A 17,804-nucleotide genomic window follows, 5' to 3' on the forward strand; every position below is an offset into this window, starting at 1 on the left:
CTGCGTATTGGGGGTGGCGACGCTTTCCGCAGGCATGGCTTGAGCCTGTAGTCTCAAGACGCATGCTATTCCTGCAGGAGTCGCGCCAACCCTTTGCTTGTATTGCATGTATTTCTATATTTTATAAACTTCGACCTAATGCTTAATTAGACTATAATTACTACTCATACAAACACATTACTTTCTTTATTTTTGTGTTTAATTATAGTATTTCGAGAATGCAATACTGCGTATTGGGTGGAAGAAACGGCTCGCGTTCTTAGGGGGAGAAGCACAGAAATCTGTGATTTCGTTGTGCTTCCCCCGCGAGGATGACTAGAGTTCGAGAAAGCAAAGTGCCTTCTCGAATTCAGTCAGCTACCGCGACCCTCAACTAAGTAATAACGCTTGGTGCGCGTTATTACTGGATTTTCGCTGTGCCCTTTAATACCTCAAGAGTCTCGCCTTCTCCTACCTTTTACTCGTGTTGCATGAGTACTAAGAAATATTGATCTTCTTCATTTACGTATTCGACTACTTCACATCACATATTCTCTCTTTTCATTGTTATTTAAATTATAATATTTCGAGGGAGTAAGTGTTTCTATATAAGGTTATGCATCGTGTGATTCGGGTTTTAGAATATCGAGGAAAAGTAAGTATTCTTCCAATACACACTGTCCAAAACACACACTACTCTTTCTGTTTTCATTTATAGTATTTCTAGGATAGAAAGAGTTTCTTTCTAACTAATTCATACTCGTGCATCGGAGTCTACCTACATTCAATATAGTTTTAGATGAAATATAAATTATTCTACAAAGGTGAAATTTCTACCATTTGCCACTTCAAATCTTCAGTTTTTCTCTAAGAGCTTGTTGTAGGACTTGGCTAAAGTTAACGTTATGTTCTTTTCCTAGTTTCACTAAGTATTTTGGGAGTGTCACCATTTTATTAACTGTCTTGTTCTCTTCTAGCGCTCTTGCCACGTCGGTATTTGCAATAATGAGTTGGAGTCGTTCTTTCTCATTTAGTTGTTCGGCAAGTTGGTTATAAGTAGACGCTTCAGGCATACTTTCTTGATTTTCTTCCATTAATAATAATGCGCCATTCAAGTCATCTTGCGCATTCTCCACCGCTTCCTTAATACCTTTTCCATAAGTTAAGACTCCAGGCAAATCTGGGAATGAAACATTAAAATATTCTTTTTCTTCTTCTAAAACTGCATAGTATGTGTATTTCAAATTAAACGCCTCCTGATTCTTTCGTTGTTTAAAGATTACATTTTAGCTTGTTTATATATTGCTTTTTCAGTTCCTATAGAAATATCTTTTTAGGATGAGGGACAGTAACTTTACCTTTTTTTATTAAGTGCTTGTAATGACCATGGCTATCTACCTTACTTACTAAAAACCATCCATCATTCTCAAGGTTCTTGATGATTTCTCTTGTTGACGTTACTAAATTACACTCTTCTTATATAACATTACATATGTTATAACATATACTAAAACTTTTATCCACAAATAATACGCACCTCAACGACTTTGTTGAGGTGCGCATCTCTATCTGATTAGAATTGCTCTAAGAACGCTTTCGCATCTTTATTGATTTGTTTAAAGTCAATACCTTGGTCCATAGCTGCGAAGACACATCCGCAATAGCATTGTCTAAAGATATTGTAGTCGTTACACATTTGGATTGAACGTTCGTATCCTTTGTTTTTCTTAAAGTCGCCTGGTAAATAGTTCACATCGTAAATCTTCTGTACATCCATACCGATTTCGTTGATGAGTTGTGCGTTCTTCTTCGGTGAAAGTGTTAGCGCACTACCGAAGTAATCATAGCCGTATTCCACAGCCGCTTCAGCTACGAATTCGAGACGCATTTCGAAGCAAGCTGTACAGCGACGGCCGCCTTCTGGTTCTTCTGTTAACCCTTTATCTTTCGCCATCTTCATAAATTCATGTGGTTTGTATGGCGCCTCAATATATTTCACATTTGCGCCAGTACGTTCGTTGAAGTCGTGAACGAACTGTTCTTGAACTTTTGCACGTCTCAAATACTCATTTTTAGGATGAATGTTTGGATTGGCAAAGTAAATCGCTACATCCGCATATTGTGTGAGAAACTCTAATGTATAGGTACTACACGGCGCACAGCAGCTATGTAGTAGTATGCTTGGACGCTCCCCATTGCGTTCCCAGTCATTTATCATTTTTCGTAGGACTTTATCATAGTTAATCTTCTGATTTTTCATTTTCGCTACGATGCCATCCATTTCTATCATATTAATCACCCTTTTATATTGCTTTACCAAATTATATCAATAGTTGTTCATTAGGTGTAGTTTATTTTTTCGTAAAATGGTAAAATCTGTTCATCACTTCTTCAAATTGCGATGAGAATCTAACTTGCATGCATTTTTTCAATACTATTCTCTCTTAAAGTAAAATTTGTCACAAAATTTATTTCGCAACATTGAGAATTATCTAACTATTTTCCGAGAATTGTGCTATGATATAAATTATCTTATCGCTCTGTCATGAACGGAGTAATACATTTTAATATCAATCAGGAGGTTACTCATGGGAGGTTTTACTCAAAAGATCTTCAAGAAAGAAGATCCATCAGTCTATCAAGATAAAGATTCGCATCTCGAACGCACGCTCCGTGTCAGAGATGTGATTGCACTCGGAGTCGGGACAATTGTCTCTACGGCTATCTTCACTCTGCCTGGTATCGTTGCTGCACAACATACTGGACCGGCCGTAGTCATCTCATTTATCCTCGCTGCCGTCGTTGCTGCACTCGTATCCTTTGCTTACGCAGAAATGTCATCCACTATGCCTTACGCTGGCTCAGCCTATTCTTGGATTAACGTCGTCTTTGGCGAAATCTTCGGTTGGATTGCAGGTTGGGCCCTATTAGCCGAATATATTATCGCCGTCGCATTCGTTGCCTCAGGTTTCTCAGCCAACCTTCGCGGCCTCATCTCGCCACTAGGTATCCAGTTACCCGATGCTTTAACTCATACATTAGGTGCATCTGGCGGCATCATCGATATCATTGCTGCTATCGTTATCATCTTAACTGCATTACTCCTCTCGTTTGGCGTATCAGAAGCTGCACGAGTAGAGAATATCCTTGTAGTATTAAAAGTCTTTGCCGTCTTGCTCTTCATCGTAGTCGGACTTACAGTGGTACATCCAGAAAACTACGTGCCATTCATCCCAGAATACAAAGAAACTGCAAATGGCGCATTCGGTGGCTGGCAAGGTATCTACGCAGGGGTATCAATGATCTTCCTAGCATACATTGGCTTCGACTCAATCGCAGCCAACTCAGCCGAAGCCATCAACCCACAGAAAACGATGCCACGCGGAATCATGGGTTCACTCATCATCGCAGCAACACTCTTCGTTGCCGTTTCACTCGTACTCATCGGAATGTTCAAATACTCCGCATACGGTACGACAGCTGAACCTGTAGGCTGGGCACTACGCCAAAGCGGATTCGGAGTCGTCGCTGCCATCGTTCAAGGTATTTCAGTCATCGGTATGTTCACAGCACTCATCGGTATGATGCTCGCAGGCTCACGACTCGTCTACTCATTCGGACGTGACGGCCTACTACCATCATGGTTAGGTAAATTGAACAAAAAACACCTACCAAACAATTCATTGATTGTACTCACAATCGTCGCAGTTATCCTTGGTGCAGTAACACCATTCGAATTCCTAGCCCAACTCATTTCAGCAGGAACACTCGTCGCATTTATGTTCGTATCAGTCGGTATCTTCGCATTACGTCGCAGAGCAGGTAAAGATCTACCAGAACCCGGCTTCAAGATGCCATTCTTCCCAGTATTGCCAATCCTAGGATTCCTCAGTACAGCAATTGTATTCTGGGGACTCGATAGCAAAGCGAAACTCTACACACTCGCTTGGTTCATCTTCGGACTCGCAATCTACTTTATCTACGGACTTCAACATTCTAAAAAACACATCAAAGACTAAAAATAAGCACCAGGCGCATCAGCGTCCGGTGCTTTAACTTTACATTGAAATTAGTCCATCTCTTCACAACTAAGTAAGACTGTTTAGTTATTTCCATACAGTAACTAGCTTCTTTACCCTCCTGATTTCCAGAAACATGCGATTCATACAGAGCTCTTTAATTAGTACCATTACACCCTTCCTCCACACACCACTAAAAGAAGAATGTGATGGTAAAGTTTGGGTGAGTAAGATGATGGAGCAGTTTATGGTTTGCAGTATTAGAATGAAATTGACGAATGTTTATTTCGAGAAACTGAAAATCTAAAAACACATCGTTAAAGGAATACATTGAATTCCCCCTATCGCTGAACTGAAAACCGTTCATTAGAAACAAAATCAATTCACCGCACACTAAAAGAGATGATACTAAGTCTGACGCCCGAGGGATCAAGCTGCAGCCGAAAATCCATTTTCGCTTGCATCAAAAGCGAAAATTAGTTGAGGCGCAGCCCCTGGGCAAGCATGACTTAAAGTATCATCTCCCATTCATTGCGAGCTATTCAATTTCCACGAACCACTAAAGGTTTTTAGTTCTTTTCTCGCAAGAGAAAACAATTTAACCGTCACTCTCAAATGAGACTTTCAGTTTTCTCGTAAGAGAAACAAAAATTACTACGACATTCCCAAATGATAGAAACAGTATTCAGTTTCTATAATCCACCCACACACAAGTAAATAATATGGATGGAAGGAGAGGATGTAATAGTTGAATAAAAGATTGTTTTGTTTAAGTTGTAGCCCTTAAGCACAAACTGAAAGCCTGCTTATCAATAAATCTATAAATGATAAGAATACAAAAAGAGATGATACTAAGTCTGACGCCCGAGGGATTAAGCTGCAGCCGAAAATCCATTTTCGCTTGCTTCAAAAGCGAAAATTAGTTGAGGCGCAGCCCCTGGGCAAGCATGACTTAAAGTATCATCTCCCATTCATTGCAAGGTATTAAATTTTCACAGATCACTAAAAGCCTTTCAGTTTTTCTCGCAAGAGAAAACAATTAAGCGTAAACAATAAAAATATAATTACCTTTTATCAATAGAAATCAGTTAATGAAATTACTTATCCAACAACTGCTCCTTCAAATCCTTACGCTCATAATCCATAGAATAAGGGTCATTCAACCAATAAATCCCCTCATCAACCTTAATCGTATGTCCATTCTTCACAGCATCCGTATTCTTCCAATAATCCTTATCCTCAAACGACAACTTACTACCCTTCGCAACCGGAGTAATCACATAATCCCCAGCCATCTCAGGAATCTCCTCATTCGAAATCTCAGCCAAGTCATTCTTCTTCGTCGCCTTCTCAACCTTATCCGGCATCTTCATACCAAACGAATCATACACGACCTCACTACCATGACCATACGTCTTACCTAACGCATAAACCTTCTTATCAAAGTCCTTGATAATAGAAACCGTCGTATCCTGACCTAGCTTATCCTTGATTTCTTTACTATCATTCTTCGTTTTCTTATCCCAATCGTCAATCCATTTCTGCGCTTTATCCTCTTTGCCCACAAGCTTACCTAACTCTTTATGTTGATCCTTATAATCATGTTTCTGATAATCGTAAGCCACTGTTGGCGCAATCTTATTCAATTTCTTCAAGTTCTTATCCGTATTGTATGTAACGATAAGATCTGGTTTCAATTTCGCAACGCTTTCCACTTTCTCTGGATCGACTTTCTTCACGCCTTTAAATTTCTTCTTGAGAACTTTACTATCATCCACGAGGTTCGCTACACCCACGATGTTGGTATCGAGTTGTTTCAAGCCACCTGCGTAAGTTGTTCCAAGTACCACGACACGCTTAGGATGTTTCGGCACTTTCACTTTCTTGCCATCGTCTTGCTTGTACGTCTTCTTATCATTCTTATCTCCGTTATCATCTGAGCCATTTCCACATGCTGCGAGTACAAGTACGAGAACAATCAACGGAATGAGTAACTTTTTCATATTAAAATGCTCCTTTTTTCTCAATTACGTTAAGTTATTTTCAATTATACATCGCATAAAATATTATTCAAGTTAATTGATAAGCGTTTTCAATATTTTTACTCATCTCTGATGAAGCTATTCTTCGTAAACTGCAACTAATTCTTTGGTATAAGCTGCACGCTGCTCATCAAACAATTCTAAGCATTCAAAGTGATCGACAATACGTCCATCTTTTAACACCACAAACTCATCGACAAATTGTTGTAAGAACGCTAGATCGTGCGAAATCACTAACATGCTCTGATGAGTCTTACGATGATATGCGGTCAGTATATCTATCACATGTTGTTCGGCAATCACATCTAAGTTGGCGGTAATCTCATCGCAAATGAGTAGTTCAGGCTGAAACATCAACGTGCGAATAATGTTGAGCCGTTGAAGTTGGCCCCCGCTGACTTGACCTGGTCGTTGTCGCAACAGCTCTTGAGGTAACTTCAATGACACCATTAACTGTTCGAGACGTTGTTGCGCCTCTGCAGATTGCGTCTTGTCATAATACTTCAAGGCTTCACTCATCGAAGCGCCAATCGTCATATCGGGGTTGAAACTTTGGCTCGCATGTTGAAAGATCGGCAAGATACGTTGGTTCGAGCGATGAACCTGACCTTTCGTCGGCTTCTGAGCGCCTAGAATAACTTGGCTCAACGTCGTCTTTCCAGAACCACTTTCCCCAACTACGCCGACGATACGAGCTTTCTCAAGCGTTAAATTAATATCATGTAAGATCTCGCGTTTACCATAGTTAAAGTGCACATGTTCTAGTTGTATCATTAGCTTTGCTCCTTCGTAAGTCGTTTACGTGCTGCGAAGAGTTGACGTGTATAGTCTGTCATCTGTTGTTGCTCCACATCTTCTGCGGTTAAATAGTCCACGTGTTGTCCTGCTTTCATCACGTCAATCACATCACTGTGTTGCTGCGCTTGAGATAGGTCATGCGTAATGAGTAACAGTGTTTGCCCGTGAGTCGTAGTCAAGTGCGTCAATAGTTCCATAATCGCTTTCCCTGTCAGCACATCTAATGAGGCAAGTGGTTCATCAGCAATAATCACTTCAGGATTCAACATTAAGACGCTCGCAATTTGTATTCGAGCGAGTTGTCCGCCCGATAGTTCAAAGCGATAAGCGTGTGCGATTGCAGATTCAAGATTCACCCGCTTCAACGCTTGCGTCACACGACGTTGTGCTTGCTGACGTGATACTTGAAAATGATAGCGATAAATCTCAGCGAGTTGTTTATCTAATCGCGTATGATTATTGAAACTATGCGTATAATCTTGATCAATGTAGCCTATTTTACGTCCTAAAAGTGATGTCACAGACTGTAGCTGTTCACCTTGATAACGTAAAGCTTCCATAGAACTGTGTAAATCACTCGGAAGCGCCCCAATCAACGCTTTCGCCGTTAAACTTTTACCGGAGCCACTTTCGCCAATCAACATATGTAGATGACCGCGCAATAACGTCAACGACATATCCTGCACGAGAGGGTCGCCAGTATCAGATGTCACGCTAAGATGTTCAACGCTTAATATTTCTTCAGTCATGAGATTCACTTCCTTTGTCTAACAGTCGATCTCGTAACGCATCTCCAGCTAAGTTGAAGAGCAGAATCGTCAAGGAAATCATCGCAGCTGGCGCAAGCATCAGAATCGGATGACTCGTCATATAACTTCGACCCGCATTCAGCATCGCACCCCACTCTGGAGATGGGGGTTGTGCGCCTAAACCGAGGAATGAGAGTGATGAAATATATAAAATAATCTTACCGAAATCGACCGTCATAATCACGATGAGCGAAGGCCAGGCACGGCACATGCAGTGTTTCCACATAATGACAAGATTGGGGACATGAAAGTACCGCGCCATCTGAACATAAGGTTTCGTCACTTCGCTACTCACTAATGCGCAAGTGAGCCGCGTATAGGTCATCCATTTAATCAGAACAATCGCAATGACTAAAGTCCAGATACTCGGTTTGAAAAAGCTAGCGAGCGCAATCATTAAGACGAATTCAGGGATGCTTAAGCCGATATCCACTAAACGCATCATCGCAGACTTCAGCCATCCCCCATAATAGCCAGCTAATAATCCTAAAGGAATACCGACGATTGCCGTCACGATGAGTGTTAACAGTGTTACTACAAGGGTGTAACGTGCACCAATAACAATGCGGGCAAAGAGATCGCGTCCATAATCGTCAGTGCCTAACCAATGTGCACTAGAGGGCGCACGTAACGTTTCGCCTAAGTGAACGTCGAATGCTTGATGTGCGCTCACAAACAATTGACTCGCCACGATAATGAACATGTAAACCACGCAAAGGAGGATAGGCAAATTCGAGCCTTTTATTATCTTTTTCATAATATGCCTCCTCCTTTAGGCGTGTCCTTTTTACCCGACTGATCTACATGCGTGTGCACGCGTCGCTCTGGATCAAGCCACATCAGAATCACGTCGCTCACTGTATTCGCGATCACGACGAAGCAACCAATCATCAGCACAGCACCTTGAACGACCGGATAATCACGCGCACGAATACTATCGACGAGAAAGTGGCCAATACCTGGAATGCCGAATAAATTCTCTATGACCACAGTTCCGCCTATTAAGCTGCCCACCGACATACCTAACATCGTCACGATGGGAATCAGCGCAGGTTGTAACATATCTTTACGTAAAATAAAGCGTTCCGAAAGCCCGCGATTGCGAGACGCTTGCACTTCACGTGAATGATAGCCCTCAACGAGACGTGAACGCATGAGCCGCACATAGTAAGCACTCATACCCAGACTTAATGCGACAACGGGCATCACATAGCTTAAAGGCGAATCAATGCCTGATGACGGCAACCAATGAAGTTGCTCGCTCAGACAGTAAATTAAAATAATGCCGATAAAGAACGAAGGGATGCTGACCACAAAGGAAGTGACGATACGAATAACTCTGTCCAAAGTACGTTGATAGTATTTTGCTGCGAGTATCCCAAGTGGGACCGTCACGAGAAAGACCACTCCAATAGTCGCGCCAGCTATGATCAGCGTAGGTGGTGTATAATACAACAATTCTTGCGTCACTGGCTCTCCGGTTTGATAACTTTGTCCGAAGTCAAGATGTATCACTTGGCCTAACCAATGAATGTATTGCGATAGAAAGGAAGCATTCAAGCCTAAACTTTCACGTGTTTGTTCAACCTGTTGATGAGAAACATTGGCTTCATCGAGATGAAGTATCTTGTCTACAGGATCTCCAGGCGCAAGTTTCATTAAAATAAACGTCACAGTAGAAAGGACAAATAATACGATGATCATTTGTCCTATTCTAGAAAGTATACTTTTTACAATCATGAGCCTTTATCCACCTTGTAATCTACCAAGTAAATATCTTCTGGAGAGGCTTGAAGGTGATGCACTTTATGGTTCATTGCTATGAGTGTGTCATTGTAGGCGATGTAACTGTTGGCTTGATCCTTATCTGAGGCTTTCAGAATTTGTTCAGTCAGTTGATGACGGTCTTGTGTATTGACGGTCGTGTTCAATTGATGAATCAGATCGACGACATGTTGATTATGATAGTCGCCTTTATTAATCGCACCATCTGGCATATACGCTTGGTTGAAGAAATAGCCTGTGTCGCCACGTGGTAAGGTACCAAAGCTATACATCGACACATCCCATTGTTTCTTATTCTTCAAGTAACCTTCAATATCGTCTACATTACGAATATCAAGGTCGATATTCGCTTTTTTCGCATCTGATTCAATCACTTGCGCAATCTTAGGCAGTTCTGGACGACCATCATAGCTCACCATCTTCAATTTCAACGGATGATGTTGATCGTAGCCCTTGTCTTTCAACAACTGCTTCGCTTTTTGAATATCTTGAGCAGTTGGTTCTTGATCTTTAATATAATCTAATTTGTCATTAAACGGACCTGTCGCTGGGTGTGCGTAGCCTTTGTAGATATGTTTCGTGATACTATCTCTATCAATGACACGATCCAAGGCTTCTCGCACATCTTTATTCACTTTATCACTCGTATGATTGTAGAGTAACAAGCTCGTTCTGAAACCTGATACATTGGACACTTTCGTCTTATCATCTTTCTTCAAGCTATCCATCTTCTCAACAGGCACATCTGTAATGATGTCTGCGCGACCTGCTTTCAAGTCACTCGTACGTTTATCGCCATCTTCTTGGTAAGACACTTTCAGATGTTGCATCTTCGGCTTACCTTTCCAGTAGTGTTCGTAACGATCCGCTTCAATCGATTGCGATTGACGATAGTGCTTGATTTGATAAGGCCCTGTACCTACAGGTTGTTTCTTCACGTTCCCTTTCGCTTGCGTGTCATAAATACCTGCGAACGGACTAGCTAGCTCCGACACGAGTTCTGGATATGCTTTAGAGGTATGTATCTTCACCTCTTGCCCATGTGCTTCAATTGACTTGATAGGTAACGACCCTCTGACGAGTCCACTGTTATCCAAGCTTTCTTCCAGACTCTCTTTCACCTTTTGCCCTGTCAGCTTTTTTCCATTTTGAAAATGAATGTCGTCTTTCAACGTCAAGTCCAATTCTTTATTTGATGGTTGATGATAAGATTTCACTAATTCTTTCTTCACTTTGCCGTTGGACTGAGCTTTAAAAAGCGCTTCTACTGCACCCATCTTCACAGGCACATCGGTATCATAGGGCGCTATCGACGTCGTTTTCAGTGGAATCTCCACATTCAATGTCTGCGCTTGATCTTTCTGACTTGCAGAACCACATCCTGCAAGGAGTAATGTACATGAAGCAACCATTGCGATTACTTTCTTCATGGTTCCATTCCTTCTTTCAATCAAATTATCCATGCTTCTTATATTAAGTTGTCACTCATTGGCGGAGACCCTCATCATATTATTTTTGCAGTCCCCACATTGTTATTCGTTCAGACACGTCATTCACTAAGGTAAAACGGTGATTCACTTACCCACGCTCTCCCCATTCTTTTTCAAATAATTAATCATCCTGCACTTTCATACTTGAACCTGCGAATAACATGATCCACGTCGCCACGATAAATGGCAGGGTAAATACAGGAATGCCGAATGGTGTGAGCAAGGTCGTAAGCCCGGCATGTAGCACAATCGTCAACAAGATACCGAGCACGATACTTACGATGCGATGTAGACGTGTGTTAAAGGCCACGCCGAGTGCGAGTGTCGTCAAGATAACGTTATAGCCAAAGAGACCTTCGTTGACCTCGTCATGATTGGCACCCATCAACATCACGACCCCTAAACCGATGAGATTAGCGAGTATGGCATAGAGTCCTGCTTTACGTGAGGCAACGAAGATTCCGATGAGTATCAGAATCCCTGCGAGGAGACTTTTTAGCAGGAAGACTTCACTAAATCCCGTAAAGAACGCCGTAATCATCTGTATCGGATGGTGTGAGTATTCAATCTCATGTACCTTGTCCGGTAAAATGTTGACGTTCGCATTGATAAATTCAAATTGGAAAGACATCAACAAGATAATCCAACTGATGAAGACGTACGGCATTGTCAACATCGGAACATTAAATGGCTTGAAGAACTCTCTGAATGCTGAGCCGATGGGTAAAGTAATGACAATCGCCACCAGTACTACGACATAGCTATACCACTCATTAGAGAGGAAGAGTGTCAGCGCAATCGCAGTTAGTACGGGATTAAACCCTGCGAGTCCCTCTTTAATCTCCGCTTCAGAATAGTTTGTCCAAGGCGCTAACAACAGAGCGACGATACTCGCGATTAAAGTCATGATACCGACTTCAATGCTGCCAATCCATAAACCGATGAGAATCAACAAACCGGTCCACGCGTTGTTAATCAATAATACTTGCGAAATATTGCGCAGAATAATGCGTATGTAATTCAAGTCCTCACCTTCTCGATTTGGTTATACAAATCAATACTATTATATAATTCTACAAATATAAAGTAATACATTTTTCATAATTACACTATTAATGTTAGTAGTGATTATTTAGTATTAGCTTTTTTCTTGTAGTAGTACATAATTAGGAATAACATTATAAATAGACAGCATTAAATAGTTTTACACACAATATTTTTATAGAAAGTAGGGAACGCTGTGCATTTTACTCAACGTGAACAAGACAAACTCATGTTGGTGGTCGCTGCAGATGTAGCTCGCAGACGTCAACAACGTGGGCTGAAACTGAAGTATCCTGAAGCAATGGCAATTATCAGCTACGAACTACTCGAAGGGGCTCGAGATGGTAAATCAGTAGCTGAATTGATGAGCTATGGTAAACAAATCTTAAATGAGGACGACGTGATGGAAGGTGTTGCAGATATGTTAACTGAGATGGAAGTCGAAGCGACATTTCCTGACGGTACGAAACTCATCACTGTCCACCACCCTATCGTCTGAGGAGGTCGTATGATGAAACCTGGTGAAATTAAAGTTAAAAATACCGAAATTACAGTGAATCAAGAGCACCATGAAACACGATTAACAGTGAAGAACACAGGAGATCGTCCAGTCCAAGTGGGTTCGCACTACCATTTCTATGAAGCGAATCCTGCTTTAGACTTCGAACGTGAGAAAGCGTATGGCAAACACCTCGACATTCCAGCAGGTGCAGCTGTCCGTTTCGAACCTGGCGATGAAAAGGACATTCAACTCGTAGAATATGGCGGTAATCGTCGTATCTTCGGCTTCCATGGTGAAGTTAACGATACAGTCGATGAATCACGTGTCGTGAAACCTGGTGAAGATGATACGAGCGATGACTCTAAGATTATCGCTGCTGAAGACGAAGGTTCTGAGAATGCTAATAAAGAAAGTGGGTATGACCAATGAGTTTCAAAATGACGCAATCACAATATACGAGTCTCTATGGTCCGACGACGGGCGATTCTGTACGTTTAGGTGACACAAACTTATTTGCGCATGTCGAAAAGGACTACGCGACTTACGGCGACGAAGCAACATTCGGTGGCGGTAAATCTATCCGTGATGGTATGGCGATGAATCCGAATGTGACGCGTGATGATAAAAATGTCGCAGATCTCGTCATTACTAACGCCTTAATTCTTGATTACGACAAGATTGTTAAAGCAGATATCGGTGTGAAGAATGGCTACATTATGAAAATCGGTAAAGCGGGTAATCCAGACATCATGGACAACGTGGACATTATTATCGGTTCAACGACAGATATCATTGCTGGCGAAGGTAAAATTGTGACAGCTGGCGGTATCGATACGCACGTGCATTTTATCAATCCAGAACAAGCCGAGGTCGCACTCGAAAGCGGTATAACTACACATATCGGTGGCGGTACAGGTGCATCAGAAGGTGCGAAAGCGACAACCGTAACGCCGGGTCCATGGCATATCCATCGCATGCTTCAAGCTGCGGAAGAACTACCATTGAACGTAGGTTTCACTGGTAAAGGACAAGCGGCAAACCACACTGCGCTCATCGAACAAATCCACGCTGGTGCAATCGGTCTGAAAGTACACGAAGACTGGGGTGCGACACCTTCCGCGCTCGATCACGCACTCTCTGTAGCTGACGACTATGATGTCCAAATCGCGCTACACGCAGATACGTTGAATGAAGCGGGCTTTATGGAAGATACGATGAAAGCGGTCAAAGGCCGTGTACTACACATGTACCATACGGAAGGTGCAGGTGGCGGTCACGCTCCTGACTTAATCAAATCGGCATCCTATTCACATGTGCTCCCATCATCTACGAACCCTACCCTACCTTACACACACAACACAATTGACGAACATCTCGATATGGTTATGATCACCCATCACTTAAATGCCTCAATTCCAGAGGACGTGGCTTTCGCAGACTCTCGTATCCGTAAAGAAACGATTGCGGCAGAGGACGTCTTACAAGACATGGGTATCTTCAGTATGATTAGCTCTGACTCTCAAGCGATGGGACGTGTCGGCGAAGTCATTACGAGAACTTGGCAAGTTGCGCATCGTATGAAAGAACAACGAGGCAGCCTTGAAGGTGATGGCGAATACAACGACAACAACCGTATCAAACGCTATATCGCGAAATATACAATTAACCCTGCCATCACACATGGTATTTCAGACTATGTCGGTTCAATCGAAGGCGGTAAGCTTGCTGACTTGGTTATCTGGGATCCTGCATTCTTCGGAGTGAAACCTGAACTTATCGTTAAAGGCGGTTTAATCAACTCTGCAGTTAACGGCGATGCGAACGGCTCTATCCCTACTTCCGAACCGATGAAATACCGTCGTATGTACGGCCAATATGGATCTAACATTAATGGTACCTCAATGACTTTCGTATCAACGACTGCTTTCGAACACGATATCGCTCAAGTACTCGGCTTACGCAGTAAAGTACGCCCAGTGCACGGCATCCGTAACTTAACGAAACAAGATATGAAGAACAATAGTGAGACACCGAAATTAGATGTCGATCCACAAACTTACGAAGTTTTTGTAGATGGTGAAAAGATTACGAGCGAACCCGCACAAACATTACCGCTCGCACAACGCTATTTCTTATTCTAATTGAAAGGAGCTAACATCAAGATGATAGTTGAAGAAATTCAAGGCAACATCGCACACTTAAGTCCTGATGAGAAGAACATTCATACGGAAAAGGTCTACCTAGAGAACTCTGATTTAGTTAAACGCATTCAACGCGTAACGACGGATCACGGTAACGAAATCGGCATCCGTTTAAAAAATCCTATCGACTTACAATACGGAGACATCTTATACAAAGATGACGACAACATGATTATCGTCGACGTCAACTCTGAAGATTTACTCGTCATCAAGCCGCGATCACTGAAAGAAATGGGTGACATCGCCCACCAACTCGGTAACCGTCATATGCCAGCACAATTCACAGAAACAGAGATGCTCGTACAATATGACTATCTCGTCGAAGATTTATTGAAAGACTTAGGCATTCCGTACAGTCATGAGGCACGTAAAGTCAATCAAGCATTCCGCCATATAGGACACTCTCATGATTGATCATCAAGCTTTACGGCTCTTTCAATTCTGTGATTCACAATTTCCAACTGGCGCTTTCAGTCATTCATTGGGTCTCGAAACGTACATTCAACGCGGTGTCGTTCACGACGAAGCTACTTTCCATGAGTGGCTTCAGCTCTTTCTCAATGAACAACTGACATATTCCGACGGCTTAACGATGCGTCTCGTTTATGAAGCGCTCAATAACGAAGATACAGACAAGATTCTGCACTTAGATCGTCTCATCTTCGTTCAAAGTTTACCGAAAGAGACGCGTCAAGGTACGAAACAGATGGGCACACGTATGGTCAAACTCGCTATGGAACTATACGACAGTGAGTGGGTTGCTTGGTATCATCAACAAATGTTAGACAAGAAAGCCAAATTGCACCCTGCCATTTGCTTTACGATGATCGGTCACTATCTAGGTGTCGATCTCCCATCCATCATCGACTATTACCTTTATCAGAACGTGTCGAGTCTCACTCAGAACGCAGTGCGTGCAATTCCACTCGGTCAGACAGCAGGTCAGCGCATCGTTCATCGTATGTATCCGACGATTACCGCCGTACGACAACATATATTCGACATTGACGAATCCGAACTTGGCATTACCGCTCCAGGTCTTGAACTCAACCAAATGGAGCACGAGCATGTCAACGTCCGTATTTTTATCTCATAAGTCTAAATAGCTATTACAAAGGAGGAATTGACTGTGACAGATACAGTTAAAATTGGTATCGGAGGTCCTGTAGGTGCGGGTAAAACCCAACTCGTAGAAAAAATTGTCAAACGCCTTGCCAAAGATATGAGCATCGGCGTTATTACTAACGATATTTACACGAAAGAAGACGAAAAGATTCTCGTCGATACAGGTGTGCTACCTGAAGACCGCATCATTGGTGTTGAAACAGGTGGCTGCCCTCATACAGCGATTCGTGAAGATGCTTCAATGAACTTCGCTGCTATCGATGAGCTAAAAGAGCGTAACGACGACATCGAACTCATCTTTATCGAATCAGGCGGTGACAACCTTGCAGCGACATTCAGTCCCGAACTGGTCGACTTCTCAATCTATATCATCGACGTTGCTCAAGGTGAGAAGATTCCACGTAAAGGTGGACAAGGAATGATCAAATCCGATTTCTTCGTCATCAACAAGACTGACTTAGCCCCTCACGTAGGTGCTTCACTCGAACAAATGGAAGCCGATACACGCACATTCCGTGGCGAACGCCCATTTGCTTTCACTAACCTTAAGACAGACGAAGGGCTCGACGACGTTATCAACTGGATCGAACGCGATGTCTTTCTTAAAGGATTAGAGTAATGACAGCGCAACAACCTAAGTGGACAGGAGAGCTCGATTTAACGGTCTTTCATAATGGTAGAAAGTCAGTCGCACGTGACATCTTTTTTGAAAAAGCCTTAAAGGTCATGCGCCCCATTTACCTCAATGGGTCTACGATTCCGACTTTTTACATCGTTAATGTCGGTGGTGGTTATTTAGATGGCGACCGCTACCGCATGAACTTTGATGTTGAAGCGAACGCAGCAGTCACGTTAACATCTCAAGGTGCGACAAAGATTTATAAAACGCTGGAAGATCATGTCGAACAATACCAAACTTTTAATATCGGAGAGCATGCCTATCTAGAATACGTCGGTGATCCGATCATCGCATACGAACATGCGAACTTCTTCCAGCATAATCATTTTAACCTGAGCCCAACAAGCAGCATATTCTACACCGATATTCTGACTCCGGGTTACTCTAGCGAAGATTCCGATTTCAGCTACGAACAACTACACCTAATCAATGAAATTTACGTCGATAACGAGCTCGTCGTCTTCGATAACTTACGCTTGAATCCTGCGAAAGATGCGGTGGGCGGTATTGGCTATATGGAAGACTACACCCATCTCGGCTCATGTTACTTTATCCACCCAGACGTCACGCAGAAGATGATTGACCGTCTCTACGACGTCATGAAATCTGCAGCGCAAGATTTAGACTGTCGTTTCGCCATATCACAACTTCCAACCCACGGCTTCAACATCCGTATTCTTGCCCGTAAAACACAAGTCATCGAACGCTTATTAGGACAAGTCCAAGATCAAGTTGTAAAAGACCTATTCGATAGAGAAGCACCCTTCTTACGCAAATATTAATAGAAGAAACAAGCTACGTTTTAGGAGCGCTAAAACGTAGCTTCTTTGCGTTAATAAAATTAATTTTGGAAGATGAATATTATAACGTCGTTTTCAAAATCTTTATCCTCAGAGGATACATTCACTTTAAACGAATCCACCCTCTTCCCAGAAACACCCTATTAAACCAAACACAAACAAAAGAGAGAGGGTGTGGTGATTTGTGATGAATTACAATTAGTAGAAACCTGTTCAAAACACTTGCAATACAAGTTAAGGGGGGATGGCGCGACTCCTGCAGGAATAGCATGCGTCTTGAGACTACAGGCTCAAGCCATGCCTGCGGAAAGCGTCGCCACCCCCAATACGCAGTATTATTGTCATAAGAAACTCAACTTTTATGTCGCCACACTCTCTTCCTAGAAACACCCTATTAAACCAAACACAAACAAAGAGAGAGGGTGTGATGATTTGTGATGAATTACAATTAGTATAAACCTGTTCAAAACACTTGCAATACAAGTTAAGGGGGATGGCGCGACTCCTGCAGGAATAGCATGCGTCTTGAGA

Annotated in this window: 18 protein-coding genes; 8 read left to right on the plus strand and 10 right to left on the minus strand. The window is 42.4% G+C overall.

Annotation, left to right across the window (positions count from 1 at the left end; all coding sequences use genetic code 11):
- Positions 1-827: 827 nt before the first annotated feature.
- The 3 genes from CD126_RS03855 to CD126_RS03865 form a co-directional block, all read right to left on the minus strand.
- Positions 828-1,223 carry a type II toxin-antitoxin system HicB family antitoxin gene (locus tag CD126_RS03855; protein ID WP_049407245.1) on the minus strand — a complete coding sequence of 132 codons (396 nt, stop codon included), beginning with the start codon at positions 1,221-1,223 and terminating at the stop codon, positions 828-830.
- Between the two features lie 73 nt (positions 1,224-1,296).
- A complete protein-coding gene (locus CD126_RS03860) occupies positions 1,297-1,422 on the minus strand; it encodes a type II toxin-antitoxin system HicA family toxin (RefSeq protein ID WP_082143037.1) in 126 nt (41 codons plus the stop codon).
- Positions 1,423-1,552: 130 nt separating this feature from the next.
- Positions 1,553-2,269: an epoxyqueuosine reductase QueH gene (locus tag CD126_RS03865; RefSeq protein ID WP_049407248.1), complete on the minus strand. Its 717-nt coding sequence runs from the start codon at positions 2,267-2,269 to the stop codon at positions 1,553-1,555.
- Positions 2,270-2,567: 298 nt separating this feature from the next.
- Here CD126_RS03865 and CD126_RS03870 point away from each other — a divergent pair, with 298 nt between their 5' ends.
- A complete protein-coding gene (locus tag CD126_RS03870) occupies positions 2,568-3,998 on the plus strand; it encodes an APC family permease (protein WP_049407251.1) in 1,431 nt (476 codons plus the stop codon).
- A gap of 1,097 nt (positions 3,999-5,095) precedes the next feature.
- Here the strand turns inward: CD126_RS03870 and CD126_RS03875 are convergent.
- From CD126_RS03875 to yut, 7 genes are all read right to left on the minus strand, one after another.
- Positions 5,096-6,001 (minus strand): ABC transporter substrate-binding protein, encoded by a 906-nt coding sequence (locus CD126_RS03875; RefSeq protein WP_103370061.1) that lies wholly within the window; start codon positions 5,999-6,001, stop codon positions 5,096-5,098.
- 117 nt (positions 6,002-6,118) lie between these two features.
- Positions 6,119-6,814 carry an ATP-binding cassette domain-containing protein gene (locus CD126_RS03880; protein ID WP_049407254.1) on the minus strand — a complete coding sequence of 232 codons (696 nt, stop codon included), beginning with the start codon at positions 6,812-6,814 and terminating at the stop codon, positions 6,119-6,121.
- A complete protein-coding gene (locus CD126_RS03885; protein WP_103370062.1) occupies positions 6,814-7,587 on the minus strand; it encodes an ATP-binding cassette domain-containing protein in 774 nt (257 codons plus the stop codon). Before CD126_RS03885 ends, CD126_RS03880 begins: the two co-directional genes overlap by 1 nt.
- Positions 7,580-8,404, minus strand: a complete 825-nt coding sequence (nikC, locus tag CD126_RS03890; protein ID WP_049407257.1) for a nickel transporter permease — start codon at positions 8,402-8,404, stop codon at positions 7,580-7,582. Before nikC ends, CD126_RS03885 begins: the two co-directional genes overlap by 8 nt.
- Entirely contained in the window at positions 8,401-9,387 is a 987-nt protein-coding gene (gene nikB / locus CD126_RS03895; protein WP_049407259.1) for a nickel ABC transporter permease, read from the minus strand. Before nikB ends, nikC begins: the two co-directional genes overlap by 4 nt.
- On the minus strand, positions 9,384-10,862 hold the full coding sequence (gene nikA, locus CD126_RS03900; protein WP_103370063.1) for a nickel ABC transporter substrate-binding protein: 1,479 nt from the start codon (positions 10,860-10,862) through the stop codon (positions 9,384-9,386). Before nikA ends, nikB begins: the two co-directional genes overlap by 4 nt.
- Before the next feature lie 181 nt (positions 10,863-11,043).
- The gene (gene yut / locus CD126_RS03905) at positions 11,044-11,946 is read right to left on the minus strand and encodes an urea transporter (RefSeq protein ID WP_049407261.1); all 903 of its coding nucleotides are present in this window, start codon (positions 11,944-11,946) and stop codon (positions 11,044-11,046) included.
- 216 nt (positions 11,947-12,162) lie between these two features.
- Between yut and CD126_RS03910 the strand changes: the two genes are divergently transcribed.
- Genes CD126_RS03910 through CD126_RS03940 form a run of 7 tightly spaced genes read left to right on the plus strand, consistent with a single transcriptional unit; the run spans position 12,163 to position 17,255 of the window.
- Entirely contained in the window at positions 12,163-12,465 is a 303-nt protein-coding gene (locus CD126_RS03910; protein WP_103370064.1) for an urease subunit gamma, read from the plus strand.
- A gap of 12 nt (positions 12,466-12,477) precedes the next feature.
- Positions 12,478-12,897: an urease subunit beta gene (locus CD126_RS03915; RefSeq protein WP_049407262.1), complete on the plus strand. Its 420-nt coding sequence runs from the start codon at positions 12,478-12,480 to the stop codon at positions 12,895-12,897.
- Positions 12,894-14,609: an urease subunit alpha gene (ureC, locus tag CD126_RS03920; RefSeq protein WP_049407264.1), complete on the plus strand. Its 1,716-nt coding sequence runs from the start codon at positions 12,894-12,896 to the stop codon at positions 14,607-14,609. The genes CD126_RS03915 and ureC overlap by 4 nt, the downstream gene beginning before the upstream one ends.
- A 21-nt stretch (positions 14,610-14,630) precedes the next feature.
- A complete protein-coding gene (gene ureE, locus CD126_RS03925) occupies positions 14,631-15,083 on the plus strand; it encodes an urease accessory protein UreE (RefSeq protein WP_049407265.1) in 453 nt (150 codons plus the stop codon).
- The gene (locus CD126_RS03930) at positions 15,076-15,765 is read left to right on the plus strand and encodes an urease accessory protein UreF (RefSeq protein ID WP_049407267.1); all 690 of its coding nucleotides are present in this window, start codon (positions 15,076-15,078) and stop codon (positions 15,763-15,765) included. The genes ureE and CD126_RS03930 overlap by 8 nt, the downstream gene beginning before the upstream one ends.
- 33 nt (positions 15,766-15,798) lie before the next feature.
- Positions 15,799-16,413: an urease accessory protein UreG gene (ureG, locus tag CD126_RS03935; RefSeq protein ID WP_049407269.1), complete on the plus strand. Its 615-nt coding sequence runs from the start codon at positions 15,799-15,801 to the stop codon at positions 16,411-16,413.
- Positions 16,413-17,255, plus strand: a complete 843-nt coding sequence (locus CD126_RS03940) for an urease accessory protein UreD (RefSeq protein WP_103370065.1) — start codon at positions 16,413-16,415, stop codon at positions 17,253-17,255. The genes ureG and CD126_RS03940 overlap by 1 nt, the downstream gene beginning before the upstream one ends.
- Positions 17,256-17,804 lie beyond the last annotated feature (549 nt).

Origin of the sequence: Staphylococcus pettenkoferi, from assembly GCF_002902685.1 — a bacterium.
Taxonomy (GTDB): Bacteria; Bacillota; Bacilli; order Staphylococcales; family Staphylococcaceae; genus Staphylococcus; species Staphylococcus pettenkoferi.

What these genes read in the sequence shown, in the direction of transcription:
- CD126_RS03865 (WP_049407248.1), bottom strand. Translation starts at nt 2,269, where the DNA reads ATGATAGAAATGGATGGCATCGTAGCGAAAATGAAAAATCAGAAGATT.
- CD126_RS03870 (WP_049407251.1), top strand. Translation starts at nt 2,568, where the DNA reads ATGGGAGGTTTTACTCAAAAGATCTTCAAGAAAGAAGATCCATCAGTC.
- CD126_RS03875 (WP_103370061.1), bottom strand. Translation starts at nt 6,001, where the DNA reads ATGAAAAAGTTACTCATTCCGTTGATTGTTCTCGTACTTGTACTCGCA.
- CD126_RS03880 (WP_049407254.1), bottom strand. Translation starts at nt 6,814, where the DNA reads ATGATACAACTAGAACATGTGCACTTTAACTATGGTAAACGCGAGATC.
- CD126_RS03885 (WP_103370062.1), bottom strand. Translation starts at nt 7,587, where the DNA reads ATGACTGAAGAAATATTAAGCGTTGAACATCTTAGCGTGACATCTGAT.
- nikC (WP_049407257.1), bottom strand. Translation starts at nt 8,404, where the DNA reads ATGAAAAAGATAATAAAAGGCTCGAATTTGCCTATCCTCCTTTGCGTG.
- nikB (WP_049407259.1), bottom strand. Translation starts at nt 9,387, where the DNA reads ATGATTGTAAAAAGTATACTTTCTAGAATAGGACAAATGATCATCGTA.
- nikA (WP_103370063.1), bottom strand. Translation starts at nt 10,862, where the DNA reads ATGAAGAAAGTAATCGCAATGGTTGCTTCATGTACATTACTCCTTGCA.
- CD126_RS03915 (WP_049407262.1), top strand. Translation starts at nt 12,478, where the DNA reads ATGAAACCTGGTGAAATTAAAGTTAAAAATACCGAAATTACAGTGAAT.
- ureC (WP_049407264.1), top strand. Translation starts at nt 12,894, where the DNA reads ATGAGTTTCAAAATGACGCAATCACAATATACGAGTCTCTATGGTCCG.
- ureE (WP_049407265.1), top strand. Translation starts at nt 14,631, where the DNA reads ATGATAGTTGAAGAAATTCAAGGCAACATCGCACACTTAAGTCCTGAT.
- CD126_RS03930 (WP_049407267.1), top strand. Translation starts at nt 15,076, where the DNA reads ATGATTGATCATCAAGCTTTACGGCTCTTTCAATTCTGTGATTCACAA.
- CD126_RS03940 (WP_103370065.1), top strand. Translation starts at nt 16,413, where the DNA reads ATGACAGCGCAACAACCTAAGTGGACAGGAGAGCTCGATTTAACGGTC.